This is a genomic window from Anaerosalibacter bizertensis (assembly GCF_009696605.1).
Lineage (GTDB): Bacteria > Bacillota > Clostridia > Tissierellales > Sporanaerobacteraceae > Anaerosalibacter > Anaerosalibacter bizertensis.
In genome coordinates, this window is record NZ_VULR01000007.1 from 116244 (window position 1) to 139128 (window position 22885).

The window sequence follows — 22885 nt, forward strand, 5'->3', positions numbered from 1 at the left end:
TTATAATAAAAAAGGGTTCTTTTTTATTTATTATTTGTTTTTTGCAGTACTTTTATATTTTCTTTCGTTATAATTAATAGACAGGAAAGGAGGGGAGAGATGGATTGGGATACTGAACTTATCAAACTAACACTAGCAGGTAATGAGGAAGCCTTTGCTAAACTAGTAGATATCTACAGAGGATATGTATTTGCTATAATCTTAAATTTTATTAAAGATCATAATGAAGCAGAAAATGTAGCACAAGAAGTTTTCTTACAAATCTATATCTCCCTTCCAAATTTTAAAATGGATAATTTTAAAGGATGGATTGGCCGGATAGCTGCAAATAAAGCCATAGATTGGAAAAGGAAAAAGAAAAGTAAATATAGGGAAGAGGTAGTGGATGATACTGAAAATATAATGTATGGAGAAAAACTTAATAACTATGAAACTCCAGAAGATATATTGATTGAAAAAGAAAAAAAGGAGAAATTAAATAGATTGTGTAAATCCATGCCACCTATATATGGAAATGTAATTATAAAGTTTTATTTCGAGGAAAAATCTTATGAAGAAATTGCTAAGGAAGAAGGTACTACTGTAAAAACCATAGCTTCTCGGCTTTATCGAGGGCGGAATATATTAAGAGAGAAATGGAGGGAAAATGATGAAACATTATGATGAGTTAGAATGGCTTTTTTATAAGGAAAGAGTTATTTCAGAAGAAAAATATAATGAAATGGAAAACCATCTTTATGAATGTGATGAATGTATGAACATTTTTCTTTCCCTCATAGACAATGAAGAAATAAATAGTGCAGAAGAAATTATTTCTGATAATTTCACAGGTTCTGTAATGGGCAATATAAAAAGCTTCAAAAATAAATCTATTAGTAAAGTAGAAATAACTAATATGAGATTTAAAAATATATTTGGATATTATGTAGCAGTAGCTGCTGTAGCCATTATATTAACTTGGGGAGGCTTTTTTAGTAGTTTAGTCGATACACTGCCTAAGGCTGCTAGGTCTGTTATTAATGAAAATACATTAAGTACACCAAATATTGTTTTCAATATATCTGAAAAAATAGTAAATAGAACTTCAAATTTTATAGATAATTTTCAAAATATTAATCGTAGGGAGGCTGCAAAATGAAAGAAAAAAGTAAATTTATAACTTTTCTATTATCTTTTGTACCAGGATTGGCCCATTTCTATCTAGGCTTTAGCGATAGAGCTATAATATTCCTCATGGCTTTCTTTGGAGCTATTTTAGGAGTATCAGGATTAGCATTTTTAACAAGTGGTGAAGATTTCTTCATACTTTTGGTTTTTATTCTACCAATAATATGGCTTATTGCTTTAATAGATTCATTTTCTCTAAGGAAAAAACATATTTTAATGGAATATGGAAATACAAAGAATGGTATAGAATATAAGGATTCAGATGAAATAAAAAAATCAAATAAAAAAGCTATTACTTTGGCTTTATCTATAATACCTGGTGCAGGCCATATGTATCTAGGCTACCAGAAAAAAGGTTTATTAATTATGGGAAGTTTTTTCTTCACAGTATTCTTCATGGGATGGTTAGGAGTTAGCCTATTCTTATTTGTTCTACCTATGATTTGGTTCTATGGCTTCTTTGATGCCTTCCATTTAGTAGAGGGAAAGGACTTAGAAGACGAAGAAAATTCATTTGTATTATCGGATATAAAAACAGAGTGGATAGGTTGGGGCTTTATAACCATAGGAATTTTAATAGTTATTGAACGTATACTCTATCCTCTCATACCTTATGAAATAAGAAATTATATTCAAACTTTGATTGTATCTGTAATATTTATTGTTGGAGGAATTAAATTATTAGCCAAAAACAGGAGACAAAATGAAAATAATATTGAAGACATAGAAAATATAGGTGGGGAGGATGATGAAGAGTGAAAAAAAGAAGGGTAGGTACTCTTTCAATGGGTATCGTTTTAATTGCATTTGGAATTCTCATATTTATTGCCCAAGTAAATAGTATTTCAGCTATAAACTTGTCAATTAAATTTTGGCCTATAATATTATTTTTAATAGGTGGAGAAATCCTTTGGTACAGCTATAAATATAGAGATGAGGATATAAATATAAAATATGATGTTTTCAGTGTATTCATTGTACTATTAATAGTAGTTATAAACTTAGGCATATATGGGATAGTGGAAACAGGTATAATGTCTAAAGTAAGCTCAATGATCTCTTCTGAAAATTTCACATTTAAAATTCCTTATAGAGAAATTGAAGTTGACAAAAATATTGAAAAAATAATCGTAGAAGTACCTAGACATTGTAAATTAGATATGAGATCTGAAAAAGATAATAAGATAATATTTTCAGGTTCAGCAGATATAGCAGCTGAAAACAAGGAAAAAGCTAAAGAATTTTTAAATGATGAATATATTATTACAAAGAGCTCTGGAAACACTTTATATGTTTCATTTCCAGATACATCTATTCATAATAATAGGGCCGGTAATTTTTCCCCTTATAAATTCAATCTTTCGATACCAGAAGATAAAAAGGTTGAAATCAACGGAGAAGGAGATAGTTTAGATTTAACACTTGATAGTATGAAAAATGATTGGGTGATAGACAATATTAGCAATGTAAAGATTAGATTAGGAAAAAATATGGATACAAAGCTAGAAGCTTTGGTATATGGTGTGGAAGCTTTAGGTGGAAATGTTAAATGGGAAACTGCCAATGCAGAGAATTCAGAAGAAGTAGATAAAATAAAAGGAAAATTAGTATATGGTGAAGGAAACAATAGCATATATATATTAACTAGTGGAGAAGTAGAAGTAAACACATTAAGAGAATGATAATCCATTCTCTTTTTTTATTTATTTCCATAATAAATTCCTTGACATATGCCCAAATCTTTGTTACCTTAGAAAGAAAAACATTAATTAAGTTTCCTATATTTATATAAAATTAAAATTAGATAGGGAAAGTTTAAAAAATATTATGGTATACTATAATAAATAGAAAAAAAGAGGAGGAGTTTAAATGGAAATTGTTGGAGATGGCTTAACTTTTGATGACGTTTTGCTACTTCCTGGCAAATCGGATGTTTTACCTAGGGAAGTAAATATAAATACTCAATTGACTAAAAAAATAAAATTAAATATCCCTCTAATGAGTGCGGGAATGGATACGGTAACAGAATCCAGAATGGCTATTGCTATGGCTAGAGAAGGTGGGATCGGAGTTATACATAAAAATATGTCTATAGAAGAGCAGGCATTAGAAGTTGATAGAGTTAAAAGATCGGAACATGGTATAATTACTGATCCTTTTTATTTATCCCCAGTTCACAGTGTTTCTGATGCCTTAGAACTAATGGAAAGATACCATATATCTGGAGTACCTATTACAAATGATAAAGGTAAACTAGTAGGTATAATAACTAATAGGGATATTAGATTTGAAAGAGATACTACTAAGAAGATTGATGAAGTAATGACTAAAGAACAATTAGTTACAGCTAATACAGATATTTCTATGGATGAAGCATTGGAAGTTATGAAAAAATATAAAATAGAAAAGCTACCATTAGTAGATGAAGATTTTATGCTTTCTGGTCTTATAACTATTAAGGATATTGAAAAATCTATTGAACATCCAAACTCAGCGAAAGATGAATCAGGAAGACTTTTAGCAGCTGCAGCTGTTGGTGTAACTCAAGATATGATGGATAGAGTTAGAGCATTAGTTAAAGCAAAAGTAGATGTAATTGTAGTAGATACAGCCCATGGTCATTCTGGTGGAGTATTAGAAGCTGTTAAGAATATAAAATCAGAATATCCAGATCTTCAACTAATAGCTGGAAATATAGCTACAGGTGAAGCAGCTCTAGATTTAATCAAAGCTGGTGCAGATGCAATAAAAGTAGGTATTGGGCCAGGTTCAATCTGTACTACAAGGGTAGTAACAGGAATAGGAGTTCCTCAAATAACCGCTATTATGAACTGTGCAAAAGTAGCTAAAGAATATGGGATACCAGTTATTGCTGATGGTGGAATAAAATACTCTGGAGATATTACTAAAGCTATTGCTTGTGGAGCTGATATAGTAATGATTGGTTCACTATTTGCAGGAACTAATGAAAGTCCAGGTGAAGAGGAACTTTATGAAGGAAGAAGATTTAAAGTTTATAGAGGAATGGGCTCCATGGGGGCTATGAATGCGGGTAGTAAAGATAGATATTTCCAAGAAGGAGCTAAAAAGTTAGTACCAGAAGGTGTAGAAGGAAGAGTTCCATATAGAGGACCATTAGGAGATGTAGCCTACCAATTAATGGGAGGATTAAGAGCAGGTATGGGATATGTAGGTGCAGCAAATATTAAAGAATTACAAAAGAAAGCTAAATTTGTTAAAATAACTGGAGCAGGACTTATAGAAAATCATCCTCATGACATACTAATAACTAAAGAATCTCCAAACTATAGTAGAGTTTAGTTAAAAGGAGGCTAGGTATATTGATACTAATATTAGATTTTGGTGGAAAATGTAGTAGAATCGTAGGTAGAATTGTTAGAGAATCCAAAGTATATTGCGAAATACTGCCTCACAATGTTTCCATAGATAGGATTAAAGAAAAAAATCCTCAAGGAATAATATTCACTGGAGAAGTAAAAGAGGAAGTAAATGAAGAAATTTTTGATCTAGACATAAAGGCAATAGGATTAGGTTCTAAAAATAAAGCTTTAAATGAAAAATATGGTGTGAAAGTTTATGAAAATGAAACTTATAGCGATGATACTAAGAAGATAATAAATGATTTTCTATTTGAAGAATGTAAGTTAAAACCTTATTGGGATATGAAAGAATTTGTTGATAGATCTATAAAAGAAATAAAAGAACAGGTTGGAGATGGAAAAGCAATATGTGGGCTATCAGGAGGGGTAGACTCTTCTGTTGCTGCAGTATTGGTCCATGAAGCTATAGGGGATAATTTAACCTGTGTATTTGTAGATCATGGTCTTTTGAGAAAAAATGAAGCTGAAGAAGTGGAAACTTTCTTCAGAGAAAAATTCAATATGAATCTAATAAAAGTTGATGCAAGGGAAAGATTTTTAAACAAACTTAAAGGAATAACAGACCCTGAGCAAAAGAGAAAGATAATAGGCGAAGAATTTATAAGGGTTTTTGAAGAAGAACAAAGTAAATTAGATGGTATAGGCTATCTAGTTCAAGGTACAATATATCCAGACGTTATAGAAAGTGGTGGAGATGAAAATCAAGTTGTTAAAAGCCATCACAATGTTGGAGGACTTCCAGAGGATGTAAACTTTGAATTAGTAGAGCCATTGAGACAATTGTTTAAAGATGAAGTTAGGGAAGTAGGCACTATCTTAGGTATTCCTGAAGAAGCAGTGCATAGACAGCCTTTCCCTGGTCCAGGATTAGGTGTTAGAGTATTAGGTGAAATAACAGAAGAAAAACTAGATATTGTAAGAGAAGCAGACTACATCTTTAGAGACGAAATCAAAAAAGCTGGACTTGATAAAGAAATTTGGCAATACTTCGCCATACTTCCAGGCATAAGAAGTGTAGGAGTATCAGCAGGAAAAAGAACTTATAACTATACAGTAGCTTTAAGAGCCATATACAGTATAGACGGTATGACAGCACAATGGGCAAAAATACCACTAGAAGTTCTTGAAAAAATATCAGCTAGAATAGTAAACGAAGTAGAACATGTAAATAGAGTAGTATACGATATAACCAACAAACCACCAGCAACAATAGAGTGGGAGTAGTTAGAAATAAATAGAAAAACTGATAAAACCAATACTTGTAGAGATTAAAAGCCATCAAATGGAACGAAATTGGGTAAAAAAGTTTTTTAGAATAACAAGATAAATAATGCCAAGTGGCTTACAAATAGAAGCACCATAGAATCTTAAGAAGAATCTATGGTGTTTTTGTGTGTATATTTATTTTTAAATCTAAATAAATTTCTAAAGGCATCGAATTCGAGACGGTTTAAATTAGGTTATGCATTTGTTCATGAAATACTTTAACCCTATCGAATTCAATAGGGTTAAAATTGGATTATGTACTTAGTATTGAAGCATTGAATTATTTTTAAACTGGTTGATTTCGACCAGTTTAAAAATGAGGTTATATATTTATAGTTTAATAATTATTTTTTAATCTAGACTTCTTAGGATATGAGAGCTTCCAATCCTCAAATTCATCATCTGTAATTTCTTCATTATAATGTTTCTTTCTCATTTCATCCCATTCAACTAAGAAATCATTAAAGTTTTCGTCATGGGAGATTAGTCCTATACTAGATTCTTCTATTAGTGGTTTTATTTTTAAATCATCTTCATAGTCAAAAAGAATTTGCATAAATTCAAAAACAGAAATAGGAGTATGATCAATTAAGGCGGAGACATCACACTCTAAAGCTTCAGCTATTTTTAGTAATTGTTTTTTATTAGGTGATCGATAACCTAATTCATAATTTCTTATAGCAGAATCTGTAAGATCTGATTTTATAGCTAGTTCTTTTTGTGTTAGTTCTCTAAGTAATCTTAATTTTTTTAGCTTTTCACCTGAAATCATATTGAACTCCTTTCACTAGTATTTTATATTATATGATTTTATCATAAGCTGTGATATATAGCAACAAAAGTGAACGATTGAAGAATAGATGAAATTTATTGTAACAATAATAAAGAAAGAAATAAATTTAAATTAATCTTGACAACACGGAAACGTGCTGATAATATATAATCGAACAGCACATAAATGTGTTATTCAATTATAAGTAAATCAAATTAATGCTGATCATTAGTTTATTGATCAGAAACTTATAAGCGAACTTAAAGGAGGTGTTAGTATGGAAAAGATTTTTATGGATGCAAAAGAAGTACAGGAGTTTTTAGAAGTTAGTAGGACTACAGCCTATCAATTAATAAATGAAATGAATCAAGAACTAGTTGAATTAGGTTATAGGGTTCAAAGAGGAAAAATCAATAGACAATATTTCTTAGAAAAATATTGTTATCAAGGAAGAAAGGAGGCTTAGTAATGGGTGCCTATAGAGATGAAAGTGGAAATGGTACATGGTTTGCTAAGTTCACATATACTAATTGGCGTGGAGAGAGGATTAATAAGAAGAAGAGAGGATTTAAAACAAAAAAAGCGGCTTTAAATTGGGAAGTAGACTTTTTAAGAGAACAATCTGGAAATCTTGATATGTCTTTTCAGGATTTTTTCAAAGTATATGAAAAAGATATGAGACCTAGATTAAGGGAAAATACTTGGAAAACTAAAGAACAAATAATAGTCACAAAGGTTATTCCCTATATAGGAGATCTTCCAGTTAATGAAATCTCTAAAACGACAATAGTAAAGTGGCAAAATAAACTAATGAAAGAAGAAAATAGTAAGGGAGAAAAATATTCTCAGACCTATTTAAGAACAATACATGCACAGTTAAGTAGTATTCTAAATCATGCTTGTAAATATTATAACTTAAGATCTAATGTAGCAAGGGAAGTTGGTTCTATTGGAAAAAAGGAAGCTTCTGAGATGAAGTTTTGGACTGAAAGTGAGTATGATAAATTTATAGAAGAAGTTAAGGACAAGCCCTTATCATTCTATGCTTTTGAAATTTTATATTGGTGTGGATTAAGAACAGGAGAATTACTGGCTTTAACAAAGGAAAAATTTGATTTTACTAATAATACTATTAGAGTAAATCAATCTCTACAAAGAATTAGTGGCAGGAATGTTATTACAGAACCTAAGACTCAAAAAAGTATCAGAACAGTTGTTATGCCAGCCTTTTTAGCAGAAGAAATGAAAAAATATATGGCTGGAATATATAAGCTAAAGGATAATCAATTATTATTTCCAATTACCAAGTCTTATTTACACCATGAAATGACTAGGGGAAGTACAAAAGCTGGAGTTAAGAGAATTAGAGTTCATGATCTAAGACATTCCCATGTATCTCTCTTAATTGAATTAGGATATTCAGCCATAGCTATAGCAGATAGATTAGGACATGAATCTATTGATATCACGTATAGATATGCTCATTTATTTCCAAGTAAACAAAATGATATGGCGATTTCCTTATCTAATATAAGAAAAGAAAACCTAGATGATCATTGGGAGAAATTGCTGGAGGATGAAGATGACTTACAAAACGAAGAAATTATATAAAAGAAAAAGAAATAAAATTATAAGTTTTAGGGCAACAGAGGAAGAAGCTAAATTATTAGATAGGAAAGTAGAAATAAGTGGACTTACTAAGCAAGAATATATTATAAGTTCATTAACTGCTCCCACTGTGTCTATTAAAGCTGATTATAGACTGGAAGATAAATTTTCCTTAGAGATATTTAGACTAGCAAAGCTTGTAAAGAAATATGGAAGATTAGAAGATGAAGATCAAGAGATGTTAAGATTTTTAATAGAAATTTACTATGAAATAAAAAAAGAAAAAAGCCTTTAGCACAAAGGCCAAAGGCAACACTCCTGTGGGAATGTATTCTACACAAATCCATTTTACCACAGGAGTCTTGTTAATTCCAGACTAGGAGGAGAAAAATGGAGAATAAATATAAATATATACCAGAAGAAATGAAAAAGTTGAAAAGATTTGTAGGTTGGAGGAAGGAGAAGTTAAATGGCAAGGTGGGCAAACTTCCTTTTTCTCTAATTGATGAAAAATCTAATGGCTGGAACATGCCAGAACGTTGGGTAAATTTTAATGATGCTAAGACTAAGAATAGGCCTTTAGGCTTTGTTTTAGTGGAGGAAGATAAGATTGTTTGTATTGACTTAGACCATATAATTCAATATGAAGAATTAAGTCCTATGGCAAAGGAAATTATAGAAAAATTTATAGGAACATATATGGAGTTATCACAATCAGGAAAGGGAATCCATATCTTTGTCAAAGGAACTATTCTAAAGAATCTCAATTTATCAAGTCAAGGAATTGAGATGTATAAAAACAATAGATATATAGCTTTAACTGGCAATATAGGAGATGGATTTTTCTTCTTTAGAAGTAATGAGCTTTTAGAAAAGCAAGATGAACTAAATAAGCTATATAAGAAATGGGCACAGGGGAAAACATCAACTTTAAAACAAATTAGACAATATAGGCATGAGCCTTTAAATGAGCCTTATAGACTTGATGATTTATCTCTAGATGAAATACTAGAGACTATGGAGAGAACCAATAGAAAGGCAAGTATGCTTATCTCAGGAAGTAGTCTAACAGGTGACCATAGCCGAGATGACTTTATTTTTTTAGTACTTGCCAGGAACTATACAGGTGGAAACCCTAGCTTGATGAAAGAGTTGTTTTTAATGACCCCCTTAAATCGACTAGGAAGCAAGGAAAAAAGAAGAGATGATAGAAAGTATATTGAATATGTAGAAAAGACTATAGAGAAGGTTTTAGGGCTTGGAAATTTTCTAGCCTTTGATTGGAGCAAGCATTTTGAATATAAGAAAAGGATTAAAGCTTATGAAAGAGTTTAAATTAGTTTTTCCTGAGATAGATCAGTCCTACTCCTTAATAGATGTAAAGAAAACAGTTAAGGGTAGTATAAGACAAACTACAGGTAATATTGTAACAGTCCTACTTAATCCCAAATATTGTAAGGCTAAAAAAATTTATGAGGGGCAAATCTTCTATGATAAATTTACCAATGAGATTAAATTTCAAGGTAGGATTATAGGAGAAAGGGAAATCAAAGAAAATCAAATTAGGCTATGGGATGACTCGCTTAACAATAGACTAGGACTTGAAATAGAAAAATATTTTGGACTTAACTACAATGCCAATAAAATGTGGGATGCAGTTAGTTTTGTAGCCCATCAATATGAGATAAGTCCACCAAGACAGTATCTAAAGAGTCTCAATTGGAAGGGAGATAGAAATGCAATTCGAAAACTTCTTCCAACCTATCTAGGAGCTGAAGATACAGAACTTAATGCCTGGATCATGGAGCATATGATTTTAGGTTTAGTGAAAAGAGTTTTTGAACCAGGGTCTAAATTTGATGAGATGATGGTCTTAGTTGGTGGTCAAGGAATAGGAAAATCTACCTTTGCTAGATACTTAGCTATTAAAGATGATTGGTTTTGTACTATTGAAAATATTCAAGGTAAAGATGCTGTTATGAATCTAATGGGGAAGACAGTTGTAGAAATTGAAGAATTTGTTGCTTTAAGAAATGCAAAATCAGCCAATGAAGCAAAATCATTTTTATCTAAACTAAGTGATAGAATAAGAATCCCTTATGAGAAATTTTCAACAGATGTTCCTAGGACTTGCATTTTAATAGGAACCTTAAATGAAAGGACTTTTCTAAATGACCATACAGGAGAGAGAAGATATTTACCTGTAGAATGTCATAAGGAAAATAGAAAGAAGGCGATTTATATTGACAAGGATTTTCAAGGTGAGCAGATAGAGAAAGAATATCTAGATTTAATCCGAGAAGATTTTAACCAGGCACTTGCCTATGGATATAAGCTCTATAAAGAGAAGAAACATTCCTGGACCATACCTAAAGACTTGCTTGAAGATCTATATAAAGAGCAAGAAAAGTTTAAGTATCTAAATCCAGATGTCGAAGATATTCGCTACTTTTTAGAAGAGTATAAACCAAAAACACAGGAACCAAACCTAACTTGTTTTAAGGAATTATCTATGCAAGGTTATCAGATAAAATCAAAATCTTTTTCTGAAATCATGGATAATTATTTCCCAGAATGGAAGCCAGTTCGTTCATCAAAGACTAGAAGGATTTCCCCTAGTGGTATATCTATACCTGTTAAATTATATTATGAGAGGGAGGAAAAGATAGAAGATGATTTTATGGAAGTTAATGATGCTGATCTACCTGAAGGATGGAAAGAGCCAGAACAAATAAAAATAGACACAAGAGAGAATCAAGAAGAGAATTAAAAATTGTAAATCTGTAACCTTGTAACTTGTAACCGAGTTTTTAAAAGTACTTGAATTGGTCAAGTGAAAAGCAAAAGTAAGTGATATCAAGGGTTATAGAGATTAAGATAAATGCTAATGCCTTATTTGAAGACTTTTGAAATAGTAAGTTACAGTTACAACTCTCCTGTGCCTATTCCATAAAAAAGTTTAATAAGGGAAATTTATATCTTAAATTTAAAAAACCTTAATAGCAAGCACAGTAAGTGTAGACACACTTACGAGAAAATTGATTAAGCGGACCTTTTTAGGTTCGCTTTCTTCAACTCAATTTTCTACTTGTTCCTATCGGAATGATTTAGGGGAAACCCCTAAGACCTTGTTAGAAATATAAAAAATATAACAGTAACATCTTACAGGTGTAAAAAGTTTATAAATCTGATATAATTATTTAAAGATGGGAACTAATAATTTAATTATAAATATTTAAAAGGAGATTAAAATATGCAAGATTTTGGGAGGGTAATTTTTAAGATAGATGAAGTCTTAGAAGAGAAAAATATAAGTAAAAATAAATTAGAAAAAGAAGCAAATCTTCAAAGGACTCAGCTTAATTCATATTGTAATAATAGGGTTAAAAGAATAGATTTACTTACCTTAGCAAAGATTTGTTATGTTTTAGATTGTGAAATAGAAGATATTATGGAGTATGTTAGGTAGATAAATTTAATATATTGAAGATGAACTAATCCTATTGTTAATTATTGGAGAATTTCAACTTATTTTAGTAACTTTACAATCTTGTAGTAAGCAGATTTGCTATATCTAAAACACAAATATATATTATAGGATTTTAATAGAAAGATAATATAGAATAAAGGGAGAGATAAAATGAATAGAAAAATTTATAGTCAAATAGTTAGTTTTATATGGAGTATTGCTGATGATGAATTAAGAGATGTTTTTGTTAGGGGGAAATATAGGGATGTTATTTTACCTATGACTGTAATAAGAAGACTGGATGCGGTGTTAGAAGACACTAAAAAAGAAGTTTTAGAAATGAAAAAGAAACTTGATGAAATGGGAGTTTTAAATCAAACAGAGGCTCTTTGTTCAGTATCAGGTCAAGCTTTTTATAATGATTCACCATTTATACTTAAGGACTTAACATCTAGAACTAAAAAACAGCAGTTGGAAGCAGATTTTATAGCTTACTTAGATGGATTTTCACCAAACATACAGGAAATATTAGAAAAGTTTAGATTTAGAGAACAAATTAAGGTCATGACAGATGCTGATGTTTTAGGAGGAGTAATAGAAAAATTTGTAAGTCCCACTATTAATTTAAGTCCAAATCCAGTACTAGATGATAATGGAGATATACTACTACCAGGTCTTGATAATCATACTATGGGTACCGTTTTTGAAGAACTAATAAGGAAGTTCAATGAAGAAAACAACGAAGAGGCTGGAGAGCACTTTACTCCAAGAGATGCTGTAAGACTTATGACTGATTTAATGTTTAAACCTATAGCAGATAAAATAAGTGATGGAACTTATCTTTGCTATGATGGAGCATGTGGAACAGGTGGAATGTTAACTATAGCAGACGAAAGACTTAAAGAGCTGGGAGAAAAAAATAATAAGAACTTTTCAATACATCTTTATGGTCAAGAAAGTCAACCAGAAACCTATGCTATAGCTAAGGCTGATATGATTTTAAAAGGAGATGGATCACAGGCTAATAATATATCATATGGTTCAACCTTGTCTGTAGATAACAATTCTAATATGGAGTTTGACTTTATGATATCAAACCCACCATACGGAAAATCCTGGTCAAGTGATGCAAAAAAAATGGGGGGAAGAACTAAATTAACAGACCCTAGATTTGTTGTTAGCTTTGGAGATGAAGAAGAGTTTAGGATGGTTCCTTCTCAGTCTGATGGACAGATGTTATTTTTAGCCAATAATATTGCTAAGATGAAGCATGGCACAGAATTAGGAAGCAGAATAGTTCAAGTACATAATGGTTCATCCTTATTTACTGGAAATGCAGGAAGTGGGGAGAGTAATTTAAGAAGATATATAATAGAAAATGATTATTTAGAGGCAATAGTAGCCCTACCTGAAAATATGTTCTATAACACAGGAATAGCTACTTATATTTGGGTTCTTTCTAATAGGAAGGAAGATAGAAGAAAGGGTAAAATTCAGTTAATAGATGCTACTAGCTTTAAAAAGCCTCTTAGAAAAAATCTAGGGAATAAAAACTGTGAAATATCAGAAGAGCTAAGAGAAGAAATAATGAAAATGTATTTAGATTTTGAAGAAAATGAATTCAGTAAGATATTTGATAATGAAGAGTTTGGATACTATGAAGTAACGGTAGAGAGACCACTTAGATTAAAGGTAAACCTAAGTCAAGAAAACTTAGAAAAACTAGAAGAAAGTCTAAAGAGAAATGATAAATATATATATGACTTAGTATTAAAGTTAAAAGAAGAAGATGGAAAAGAAGAGTATTTAGATTATAATTTATATATAGAAAAATTAGAAAAGCTAGCAAAAGAAAAGGATGAAAAGTTTTTAGCTAGGCATAGAAAACTTATTCAGGATAATTTAACTATACCTTATGAAAAGGCTGAAAAAGTAAGAAAGTCCTCAAAGAAAAAAGGTAAAGAAGATCCTATATATGGAGTGTTTAAAGAAGATAATTTATATATAGAATACGAACAGGATACAGATCTAAGAGATACAGAAAGGATTCCTTTAAACTATGATGAAGGAATAGAAGGATTTTTTAAGGAAGAGGTTCTTCCCTATGTTGAAGATGCTTGGATAGATGAAAGTAGAACTAGAATAGGATATGAAATAAGCTTTACAAAATATTTTTATAAGCCAGTGAAACTAAGGTCATTGGAAGAAATAGTAAAAGATATAAAGGCTTTAGAGGAAGAGACAGATGGTTTATTAGATGAGATAATAGGGGGCTAGATAAAAATGAAATTTAAGCCTTATGAAGAATACAAGGAATCCGAGATAGACTATATTGGACAATATCCTATACATTGGGAGATTACTAAATTAAGATTTATATTTGAAGAACGCAAAGAAAAAAATTATGGAAATAGGGAAAAAAATATATTATCAGTTGTGAAAGATATAGGAGTAATACCATATAGTGAAAAAGGCAATGTAGGTAATAAACATTCAGAAGATATTGAACGTTATAAAATAGTATATAAAAATGATATTGTTATGAATTCCATGAATGTAATAATTGGTTCAGTAGGACGTTCTCAATATGAAGGGGTTTTAAGTCCAATATATTATGTTTTAAAGATTAGGGATAAAGAAAAGTTCAATGTAATATATTATGAAAATATATTTAGGATGACATCTCTACAAAGAGAATTAACAAAGTATGGTAAAGGTATTTTGGCGCATAGAATGAGAATTCCTATGAACTTATTAAAAAATTTAGAATTGCCACTTCCCCCAAAAGAAGAGCAGGATAAAATAGCAGATTTTCTAGACCATAACCTAGCTAAAATAGATAAATTTGTAGAGCTAACAGAAAGGCAGATAGAGCTTTTAAAAGAGCAAAAGGAAGTTCTTATTAACGATGCTGTAACCAAGGGAATAGATAAAGATGTAGTCTACAAGGACAGTGGTATAGACTGGATAGGAGAAATACCAGAGCATTGGGAAGTTACTAGGTTGAAGTATATTTTAGATAATAAAACAGAAAAAGGTAGAGTTTTGAAAGATGATCAGTCTTATATAGGGCTAGCAAATATAGAAAGTAAAACTGGAAATATTATAGGTATAGATAATGATATAAAAATAGAAAGTGACTCACCTAAGTTTAAAGAAGGGGATATATTATTTGGGAAATTGAGACCATATTTAACAAAGGTTGCAATAGCTAAGAATAGTGGGTTGTGTTCTGGTGAAATATTAGTTTTAAGAAATAAAAATTCTACAAATTTCAAAAAATATATTCTTTATCGATTTTTAAGTTATGATTTTATTAATATTGTGAATGCATCAACATATGGTTCTAAAATGCCTAGAGCAGAGTGGAGTTTTATAAGTTCATTAAAAATAAGTCTTCCCCCTAAAAAAGAACAAAAAGAAATTGTAGATTATATTGAAAAAGAAACTAATAAAATAGATAGGACTATAGAGCTTTATAAAAATCAGATAGAGCTAATTAAAGAATATAGGACTAGTTTAATAGCTAGTGCAGTTACTGGGAAGATAGATGTAAGAGATTTTTAGGAGGGATTATTTGGCTCAAATAGATGTCTATAGAAGGAATATAGGAAATAAGAGAAAGCAAATTAATAAACTGTCCTCAGACAGAGTTAAGGAAAGAGAAAAAATATCAAAGGAAAATAAAAATATAATAAATGCAAAAAAATCTATATCTAGAACGAAATCAGAGTCAACTATTAAATCTAAGCTTAGAACTATAGGAAATGCAGAAAAAAAGATTTCTGATAGTAATAAAAAGATAGCTGATTTAGAAAGCAAAATGTTGAAGTTAGATAAAGATATTTTAAATGAAGAAAAAAAGTTATCAAGAGAGGAGAAAAAAATAGAAGATAAAAGATTAAATGAAGAGAAGAAAAGGATTAGATCATCAGAAAAATTAAGTAGTCAGCTTCAGAATAGTATACACAGTAATGAAGTATTTCAAGAACAGGTAGTAAGGGATATTGAGGAGTTAAAGAATATACCTGAAAAAATAATTATATTATTTATTTCATCTAATCCTAAAGATCAAAGTAGTTTAAGATTAGATGAAGAGGCAAGGGAAATAGAGGAAAATATAAAAAAATCTAAACATAGAGACTCAATAGAATTTAAAACAATTTGGGCGACTCGTCCTTTAGATATATTGGACGCTATAAATGAATATAAACCTACGATTATTCATTTTAGTGGCCATGGAACAGCTGATGGATCCTTAGTTTTTGAAGATTTAAATGGTAATAGTAAGTTTGTAAGTAAGGATGCTATAGTTCAAGTTATCTCAAGTGAATCAGATACGGTAAAGTTGGTATTTTTTAATAATTGTTTCTCATATATCCAGGCTAAAGAAATAATGAAAAATATAGATTTTGCAATAGGTATGTTTGAAGCTATTAGCGATAGGGCGGCTATAATATTTTCCTCTAAGTTTTATTCATCAATAGGATTTGGAAATACAGTTAAAAAAGCATTTAATCATGGTATAAGTGCTTTAATGCTGGAAGGAATCTCAGAAGAGGATACACCAAGACTATATTGTAGGGAAGATAGCTTAGAAATAGATAAACCATTAGTATTGCCAGATGAAGGGAGCATTCATATAAATCAAGAGATGGACGAGCTAAGTGGTGAAAGAGAGGATAAGTATATAATAAATGTGCATATAAATGGAGACGGACAAGTAAATATAGCTGAAGATAAGTCTAATATAAATGCTGTCCAAAATAACAATGCTAGTGACTTAGAAAAACTATCTAAGGAGATAAAGGATATATTAAGGGACATAGACCTGGATAAAGAAATTAAAGAAAACATAGAAGATAATGTTGAAGTGTTAGAATGTGAATTATTAGAAGAGAATCCTAGAAAAGGATTTATAAGGACAGCTATAGAGGGGCTTGAAAATTCACTACCAAATATAAAGAATCATATAGAATTAACTGCCAATATAACAAGTATTATAGGCTTTGCAATGTCTTTAATTAAATAGATAGAGGTGAGAGACTTGTTTACTAATGTTAAAGAAGAGGGACTGGAAGATATAATTGTAGAATATCTTATAAAAAATAATGGATATGAACTTGGAAATACTGAGGATTATAATTTAGACTTTGCAGTAGATGAGGGAAGGCTTATAAGATTTTTAGAATCTACACAGCCTGAGCAGGTTGAACTTTTAGGAATAAGAGAAAGTGAACATAGAAAGAAACAATTTTTTGATAGATTGTCTAAGGAAATTACTAAGAGAGGAATTATAGATGTACTTAGGAATGGTATAAAGGTATATCCAGCAGACTTAATAATGTTTTACCTAACTCCATCAGATATGAATATAGAATCACAAAGAAACTTCAATAAGAATATTTTTTCTGTTACTAGACAGCTTCAGTATTCCAAAACTAATAGAAGGTTGTCTTTAGATCTAGCTATTTTTATAAATGGTCTACCTGTTATTACCATGGAGCTTAAAAATACTTTAACTAATCAAAACTACAAGGATGCTATCTACCAATATAAAAATGATAGGGATCCGAGAGATCCACTTTTTCAATTTAAAAGATGTATGGTACATTTTGCAGTAGATGATAATGAGGTGTATTTCTGTACAAAATTAAGTGGGGATAGTTCATGGTTTCTACCATTTAACAAGGGATTCCAAAATGGTGGAGGCAATCCACCAAATCCTAATGGTATAAAGACAGATTATTTGTGGAAGGTAATATTGGAAAAAGGTGAGCTTACTAATATTATAGAGAACTATGCCCAACTAGTAGTAGAGCAAGATGAAGAGACCAAAAAAAGAAAGGAGAAACAAATATTTCCTAGATACCATCAGTGGGATGTAGTAAAGAAACTTTTAGCAGATGTTTATAAGAATGGAGTTGGGAAGAAGTATTTAATCCAACATTCAGCTGGAAGTGGTAAGAGTAACTCTATAGCTTGGATAGCCCACCAGCTAGTAGCTCTTGAAAAAGAAAGGAAAAACTTAGTTGACTCTGTAATAATAGTTACAGACAGGGTTATACTGGATAAGCAGATAAGGGATACTATAAAACAGTTTATGCAAGTTTCTAGTACTGTGGGCCATGCTGAAAGCTCTGGAGATTTGGCAAGGCTCATTAAGGAAGAGAAGAAGATTATTATAACTACTGTCCATAAATTTTCCTTTATATTAGATGAGATTGGAACTTCTCATAGGAATAATAAGTTTGCAATCTTAATAGATGAGGCACACTCCAGTCAAAGTGGTAGTCTTTCAGCTAATATGAACATAGCTCTTTCTGGTATTGATGAAGAAGAAACTACAGAAGACAAGATTATAAGAATAATGGAAGGTAGAAAGATGCTTGATAATGCTAGTTATTTTGCCTTTACTGCTACACCTAAGAATAAAACTTTAGAGATGTTTGGAGAAGAAGTTCTCAAAAATGGAGAAGTAAAACATGAACCTTTTCATAATTATAGTATGAAGCAGGCTATAGAAGAAGAATTTATATTGGATGTATTACAAAATTATACAACTATAAAGAGCTATTATAAGTTGGCAAAAATAGTAGAAGATGATCCTATGTATGATACTAAAAAGGCTCAGAGGAAACTAAGAAATTATGTTGAGTCCAATGAATATGCTATAGGGCAAAAAGCAGATATAATGGTAAATCATTTTCATGAACAAGTTATAAATAAGGGTAAAATTAATGGACAGGCTAGGGCTATGGTTGTAACTAGTAGTATAGAGAGGGCTATAGAATATTATTATGCAATTGAAAAGTCTTTAAAGGATAGAAAAAGTCAATATAAGGCCATTGTAGCTTTTTCTGGAGAGAAGGAATTTAAGGGGCAAAAGTTAACTGAGGCTAAGATTAATGGATTCCCAAGTTCTCAAATTGAAAAGAAAATAAAGAATGATCCTTATAGATTTCTAGTAGTTGCTGATAAGTTTCAGACAGGCTATGATGAGCCCTTACTCCATACTATGTATGTGGATAAACCTCTTTCTGGAATAAAAGCAGTACAAACGCTTTCTAGGCTAAATAGGTCTCATCCTGGTAAGGTTGATACATTTATTTTAGATTTTGTAAATGATGTGGATCTTATAGAAGAGTCTTTTCAAACTTACTATACGACTACAATTTTATCGGAAGAGACAGATCCTAATAAGCTTTATGATATACAAAGTGAGTTAGAATTTCATCAAGTATATTCAGATTATCAAATTAATGAAGTAGTTGAAAAATATATTAATGGTGCTAGTCGAGAAAAGTTAGATTATATATTGGATACTTGTGCTAAAGAATATAAGGAACTTGGAGAGGATGAGCAAATAGATTTCAAAGGAAATGCTAAAGCATTTGTAAGAACCTATGGATTTTTAGCATCGATATTACCTATTGGAAATATTGAGTGGGAAAAACTTAATATATTTTTAAGATTATTAATTCCTAAACTACCTTCACCAAAGGGAGAAGACTTATCTAAAGGTATATTGGAATCTATAGATTTAGATAGTTATAGGGTACAAGCTCAAAAAAGTTTATCTATAGTATTAGAGGATGAGGGTGATTATGAGATAGATCCAGTACCAACAAGTGGAAAAGCCTATATAGATAATCCAGAGTTAGATTATTTAAGCAACATATTAGATTCTTTCCATGACATGTTTGGAGATATAGACTGGAAGGACGAAGATCAGGTTAAGGATCATATATCAAAAATTCCAAAAGCTGTAGCAAGGGATAAAGCATACCAAAATGCTATGAAAAACTCAGATAAACAAAATGCTAAACTAGAAAGCGAAAGGGCACTGGGTAGAGTTATTATGAATATGATGACAGATAATATTGAGATTTTTAAGCAGTATCAAGATAATGATTCATTTAAAAAGTGGCTTTCTGATTTAGTATTTGATGCAACTTATAACACTGACGGCAAAGAATTTAATAGTGATTTAAGGATTTAAGAAGATAGAAGGCTGTAGAAAGTAAAATTAATATATTGATTGGCTTAAATGAATGATGTTAAAGATAGTTATATCATCAGTGTTAGTTAAAAATAGGAGCAAAGTAAGGGTATTGTGGATAATTAAAAGTTAATAATGTTATTAGATTTATATTAAACATTGGGTAAAGAAATATATAAAATGTGCTTATAAATATAATTTATTAATATTATTGATAGAATTGTAAAGGAGGAAAATATGGCTATAGCAAAATGGTATAAAATTGATATACATACTCATACACCAGCAAGTAGTTGTATGGTAGATAAAGAAAAATCAATTACTCCTAGGGAGTGGATAGATGCAGCGAAAGAAAGGGTCGATGCTGTTGTAGTAACAGACCATAATTCAATAGATTGGCTTGATAGATTACAAAACGAACTAAAAGATAAAGATAAATTTTTTATTTTTAATGGAATTGAGCTTTCTGTAGGTGATAAGGGAAACCACATAATTTTAATTTTTGATCCAGACCTGAAAATAGAACTAATTAATGAAATTTTAATAAAAATGGATTTAACCTCTGAAAAACAAGGCAGAACAGATATTTGTATTGATAAAGAAAAATTTACATCAACTGTTAATGAATATAGAGATAAATTACTAATAATACCAGCTCATTTTTTTTCTAGCAAAGGTTTAGGCAACCTAGCAAATCATAGTTGGATTAGATCTTACTATGAAGATATTAAGTTTGATGCTATAGAAATTAATAATCTAGAAGAAATAAATACTTTAGAAAATAAGATATGTGCATTTGATGGATCTCTTTTTAAAGGAGATATAGAAGAATTAAAGTCTATTTCTACTATTGTTGGCTCAGATAATCCGTATAAAGAAAATAATGGCAAACATAGTATTAAAGGAATAGGTGAAAAATTTACTTGGTTTAAGTTAAGTGAATTTACTTTAGAGGGATTAAGACAATCGTTTTTAGATCCTGGCTCAAGGATAAGGAAAGTATTTGATAGTACTAAGGTAAGAGATATGAATACTTATGATCATAATTATATATCAGGAGTTAAAATTAATAACTTAAAGCATTTAGAAGAAATTAATTTAAGGCTTTCCCCTAATTTAAATTGTCTGGTAGGTGGAAGAGGCACAGGAAAGTCTACAATAATTGAAATGATTAAGAATGTTATATATTCAAATAATGGAGTCAAATATGATAAACCTCAATTATTAGATAGTATAAAAAAAGATACTGAAATAGATTTATTTTATAACTTCGGAACACATGAGGAAAATAATCATTTAGTTGAATTTAAAAAAGGCTTATTGAAAGTTTTAAAAAAAGATAATAAGACAGGGGAAAAAGTAGAAGTAGATAAAATTGAGTTTCCAGTGGACATCTATAGTCAAAAAGAAATATATGAGATGGTTGATGAAGAAATTAAGTTTAAAACAAGTTCTAAAAGTGAATTTCTTCGCATAATAGATAATAATATTAAACTTGAAATACTTAAACTAGAAGAACAAGAAAATAATTATATAAATAAAATAAAGGACTCATATTCTAAAATTCTTAATTATAGAAAATCCATAGCAGATATGCCACAGCTTTTATCTGAAAAAACATCTTTAGATAGTAAGTTTAAGTTAATTGAACATTCAAACTTAATAGATGTTATAGATAAAAAAGGGGTCTTAAACTCTGTAGATAATTTATTTGAAAGTTATAGCAATGATTATTATAATTTATACAAGAAGTTTTTAGAAGAATTAGAGGGGCTTAATAAAGAATATAGAAAGAAAATCGATGATATTAAAGGTTTAATTATAATATTCGAAGATAAGATAAATTTGGATATGTATATACAAGGGTATGAAAATATTATAGAAAATACAAAAAAGATATTAGAAAAAAATATTTTAGAAATTGATAAAATAAATAATAAGTATGAAAAAGATACCTCTCTAGAAGAGATAGAAAAAGGTTTAGAAGTTCAGTTTAAAGATATAATGACTACTTTAGAATTAGAAGAAGAGAGAAATAGCAAAGATGAAATTAATAAGTTATCAAGCAAATTAAATGAAGTGAATAAAAAGATAGAAGAGTTAGAAATTAAGAAAGAAAAAAGTATTGAAGAAGAAAATCTACTTGAAAATTATTTAGATAAGCTCTTAGAAGTTTTAATAGAAAAAAATAATATAAGGAAAAATATAGTTAACGAAATAAATAAAGAGTCAGATATTATAAGTGTAGAATTGAAGTTATTAGGGGATAAAGATAGATGGATAAACAACCTAAGGAAAGCTATGGGGAAAGAAGATTCATTTGAACAAGACTATAAAGAGTTAGGAAATCATATTTTTATCGATAATCCAGTAGAAAATATAAAAAAGTGGTTTGAGTTTATATACTTGGAAGAAAATCGTGATATATGTAAGTTTTTAAATATAGAAAAACTATCACATGCTGGTTTTCAAAAAATATGGAAAGGTGAAAATATCAATTATACTGACTTTATAAATATTTTACCAGATGATCAAATTTTGATAAAAATAAAAAAAGATGTTACCGATATTAAAATTAATGATGGATCTCCTGGAGAAAAAGCTGCTGCTGTATTATCATTTATTATGCATCAAGGAAAAGGTCCTTTAATAATTGATCAACCAGAAGATGATTTAGATAATAGTTTAATTATGGATTTAATAGTAGAAACTATTAGAGATATTAAAAACAAGAGGCAAATTATAATCGCAACTCATAATTCTAATATTCCAGTCTTAGGTGATGCAGAAGCAATAATTATTTTAGAACGTGATGAGCAGGGATTTGTAAATTTAAGAAAGAATAAAAAAGCGGGTTGTATTGAAGAGAAAGAGATAAAAAATGGAATTTGTAGCATTATGGAGGGAGGTCTCGAATCATTTAGAAAAAGAGACAGAAAATATAAACTATAATATTTCTAAATTACTTATAGTAATTAATGATCTAAATACTAGTGATTCTAACTAAATTTATGTTTAACTTGATTATAAAAATATAATCGGAACTGGAACCGGTAAAATAAATTCAAAGTTTTGACATGTCAACACTTTTTTGGACAGTTTTTTACCGAACAATATATTTAAACTTTCTTGAATTTATTTGCAAGTCTAAGATTATTTATTTAATCCCGTCAAGGGTAAATAAACTCGCTATCGCTCGC

18 protein-coding genes are annotated in these 22885 nt (G+C 29.9%); 17 read left to right on the forward strand and 1 reads right to left on the reverse strand.

What is annotated here, in order from left to right; genetic code table 11:
- Window positions 1-99: 99 nt before the first annotated feature.
- The 6 genes from FYJ27_RS06625 to guaA all read left to right on the forward strand — a co-directional run bounded on the left by FYJ27_RS06625 (window position 100) and on the right by guaA (window position 5792).
- Complete coding sequence (locus tag FYJ27_RS06625) at window positions 100-663, forward strand: RNA polymerase sigma factor (protein ID WP_154484071.1); 564 nt, start codon at window positions 100-102, stop codon at window positions 661-663.
- Window positions 650-1138 (forward strand): hypothetical protein, encoded by a 489-nt coding sequence (locus tag FYJ27_RS06630; protein ID WP_154484072.1) that lies wholly within the window; start codon window positions 650-652, stop codon window positions 1136-1138. Before FYJ27_RS06625 ends, FYJ27_RS06630 begins: the two co-directional genes overlap by 14 nt.
- Window positions 1135-1926: a hypothetical protein gene (locus tag FYJ27_RS06635; RefSeq protein ID WP_154484073.1), complete on the forward strand. Its 792-nt coding sequence runs from the start codon at window positions 1135-1137 to the stop codon at window positions 1924-1926. The genes FYJ27_RS06630 and FYJ27_RS06635 overlap by 4 nt, the downstream gene beginning before the upstream one ends.
- Window positions 1923-2849 carry a hypothetical protein gene (locus tag FYJ27_RS06640; RefSeq protein WP_154484074.1) on the forward strand — a complete coding sequence of 309 codons (927 nt, stop codon included), beginning with the start codon at window positions 1923-1925 and terminating at the stop codon, window positions 2847-2849. Before FYJ27_RS06635 ends, FYJ27_RS06640 begins: the two co-directional genes overlap by 4 nt.
- A gap of 187 nt (window positions 2850-3036) precedes the next feature.
- A complete protein-coding gene (gene guaB / locus FYJ27_RS06645) occupies window positions 3037-4488 on the forward strand; it encodes an IMP dehydrogenase (protein ID WP_154484075.1) in 1452 nt (483 codons plus the stop codon).
- A gap of 20 nt (window positions 4489-4508) precedes the next feature.
- The gene (gene guaA / locus FYJ27_RS06650; protein WP_154484076.1) at window positions 4509-5792 is read left to right on the forward strand and encodes a glutamine-hydrolyzing GMP synthase; all 1284 of its coding nucleotides are present in this window, start codon (window positions 4509-4511) and stop codon (window positions 5790-5792) included.
- Window positions 5793-6171: 379 nt separating this feature from the next.
- Here the strand turns inward: guaA and FYJ27_RS06655 are convergent, their stop codons facing one another.
- Window positions 6172-6606 (reverse strand): helix-turn-helix domain-containing protein, encoded by a 435-nt coding sequence (locus FYJ27_RS06655; RefSeq protein ID WP_154484077.1) that lies wholly within the window; start codon window positions 6604-6606, stop codon window positions 6172-6174.
- 277 nt (window positions 6607-6883) lie between these two features.
- On the opposite strand from FYJ27_RS06655, the gene FYJ27_RS06660 reads away from it, so the two are divergent.
- The 11 genes from FYJ27_RS06660 to FYJ27_RS06710 all read left to right on the forward strand — a co-directional run bounded on the left by FYJ27_RS06660 (window position 6884) and on the right by FYJ27_RS06710 (window position 22637).
- The gene (locus FYJ27_RS06660; protein WP_154484078.1) at window positions 6884-7072 is read left to right on the forward strand and encodes a DNA-binding protein; all 189 of its coding nucleotides are present in this window, start codon (window positions 6884-6886) and stop codon (window positions 7070-7072) included.
- A gap of 2 nt (window positions 7073-7074) precedes the next feature.
- Window positions 7075-8217: a tyrosine-type recombinase/integrase gene (locus tag FYJ27_RS06665; protein ID WP_154484079.1), complete on the forward strand. Its 1143-nt coding sequence runs from the start codon at window positions 7075-7077 to the stop codon at window positions 8215-8217.
- Window positions 8189-8509 carry a plasmid mobilization protein gene (locus FYJ27_RS06670; protein ID WP_154484080.1) on the forward strand — a complete coding sequence of 107 codons (321 nt, stop codon included), beginning with the start codon at window positions 8189-8191 and terminating at the stop codon, window positions 8507-8509. Before FYJ27_RS06665 ends, FYJ27_RS06670 begins: the two co-directional genes overlap by 29 nt.
- Before the next feature lie 95 nt (window positions 8510-8604).
- Window positions 8605-9549, forward strand: a complete 945-nt coding sequence (locus tag FYJ27_RS06675; RefSeq protein WP_154484081.1) for a hypothetical protein — start codon at window positions 8605-8607, stop codon at window positions 9547-9549.
- Window positions 9536-10984 (forward strand): VapE domain-containing protein, encoded by a 1449-nt coding sequence (locus FYJ27_RS06680; RefSeq protein WP_154484091.1) that lies wholly within the window; start codon window positions 9536-9538, stop codon window positions 10982-10984. The genes FYJ27_RS06675 and FYJ27_RS06680 overlap by 14 nt, the downstream gene beginning before the upstream one ends.
- A 483-nt stretch (window positions 10985-11467) precedes the next feature.
- Window positions 11468-11683 (forward strand): helix-turn-helix domain-containing protein, encoded by a 216-nt coding sequence (locus tag FYJ27_RS06685; RefSeq protein ID WP_154484082.1) that lies wholly within the window; start codon window positions 11468-11470, stop codon window positions 11681-11683.
- 171 nt (window positions 11684-11854) lie between these two features.
- Window positions 11855-13960, forward strand: a complete 2106-nt coding sequence (locus FYJ27_RS06690; protein ID WP_154484083.1) for a type I restriction-modification system subunit M — start codon at window positions 11855-11857, stop codon at window positions 13958-13960.
- Between the two features lie 6 nt (window positions 13961-13966).
- Window positions 13967-15250: a restriction endonuclease subunit S gene (locus FYJ27_RS06695; protein WP_154484084.1), complete on the forward strand. Its 1284-nt coding sequence runs from the start codon at window positions 13967-13969 to the stop codon at window positions 15248-15250.
- A gap of 10 nt (window positions 15251-15260) precedes the next feature.
- Window positions 15261-16715: a hypothetical protein gene (locus tag FYJ27_RS06700; RefSeq protein WP_195839099.1), complete on the forward strand. Its 1455-nt coding sequence runs from the start codon at window positions 15261-15263 to the stop codon at window positions 16713-16715.
- A gap of 15 nt (window positions 16716-16730) precedes the next feature.
- Window positions 16731-19685, forward strand: coding sequence for a type I restriction endonuclease subunit R (locus tag FYJ27_RS06705; protein WP_154484085.1), 2955 nt, complete (start codon window positions 16731-16733; stop codon window positions 19683-19685).
- Window positions 19686-19922: 237 nt separating this feature from the next.
- A complete protein-coding gene (locus tag FYJ27_RS06710; RefSeq protein ID WP_154484086.1) occupies window positions 19923-22637 on the forward strand; it encodes a TrlF family AAA-like ATPase in 2715 nt (904 codons plus the stop codon).
- Window positions 22638-22885: the final 248 nt, after the last annotated feature.

Excerpts from the sequence above, each read along its gene's own strand:
- FYJ27_RS06625 (WP_154484071.1), top strand. The coding sequence starts at position 100 with ATGGATTGGGATACTGAACTTATCAAACTAACACTAGCAGGTAATGAG.
- FYJ27_RS06630 (WP_154484072.1), top strand. The coding sequence starts at position 650 with ATGAAACATTATGATGAGTTAGAATGGCTTTTTTATAAGGAAAGAGTT.
- FYJ27_RS06635 (WP_154484073.1), top strand. The coding sequence starts at position 1,135 with ATGAAAGAAAAAAGTAAATTTATAACTTTTCTATTATCTTTTGTACCA.
- guaB (WP_154484075.1), top strand. The coding sequence starts at position 3,037 with ATGGAAATTGTTGGAGATGGCTTAACTTTTGATGACGTTTTGCTACTT.
- FYJ27_RS06655 (WP_154484077.1), bottom strand. The coding sequence starts at position 6,606 with ATGATTTCAGGTGAAAAGCTAAAAAAATTAAGATTACTTAGAGAACTA.
- FYJ27_RS06660 (WP_154484078.1), top strand. The coding sequence starts at position 6,884 with ATGGAAAAGATTTTTATGGATGCAAAAGAAGTACAGGAGTTTTTAGAA.
- FYJ27_RS06665 (WP_154484079.1), top strand. The coding sequence starts at position 7,075 with ATGGGTGCCTATAGAGATGAAAGTGGAAATGGTACATGGTTTGCTAAG.
- FYJ27_RS06670 (WP_154484080.1), top strand. The coding sequence starts at position 8,189 with ATGACTTACAAAACGAAGAAATTATATAAAAGAAAAAGAAATAAAATT.
- FYJ27_RS06675 (WP_154484081.1), top strand. The coding sequence starts at position 8,605 with ATGGAGAATAAATATAAATATATACCAGAAGAAATGAAAAAGTTGAAA.
- FYJ27_RS06680 (WP_154484091.1), top strand. The coding sequence starts at position 9,536 with ATGAAAGAGTTTAAATTAGTTTTTCCTGAGATAGATCAGTCCTACTCC.
- FYJ27_RS06685 (WP_154484082.1), top strand. The coding sequence starts at position 11,468 with ATGCAAGATTTTGGGAGGGTAATTTTTAAGATAGATGAAGTCTTAGAA.
- FYJ27_RS06690 (WP_154484083.1), top strand. The coding sequence starts at position 11,855 with ATGAATAGAAAAATTTATAGTCAAATAGTTAGTTTTATATGGAGTATT.
- FYJ27_RS06695 (WP_154484084.1), top strand. The coding sequence starts at position 13,967 with ATGAAATTTAAGCCTTATGAAGAATACAAGGAATCCGAGATAGACTAT.
- FYJ27_RS06710 (WP_154484086.1), top strand. The coding sequence starts at position 19,923 with ATGGCTATAGCAAAATGGTATAAAATTGATATACATACTCATACACCA.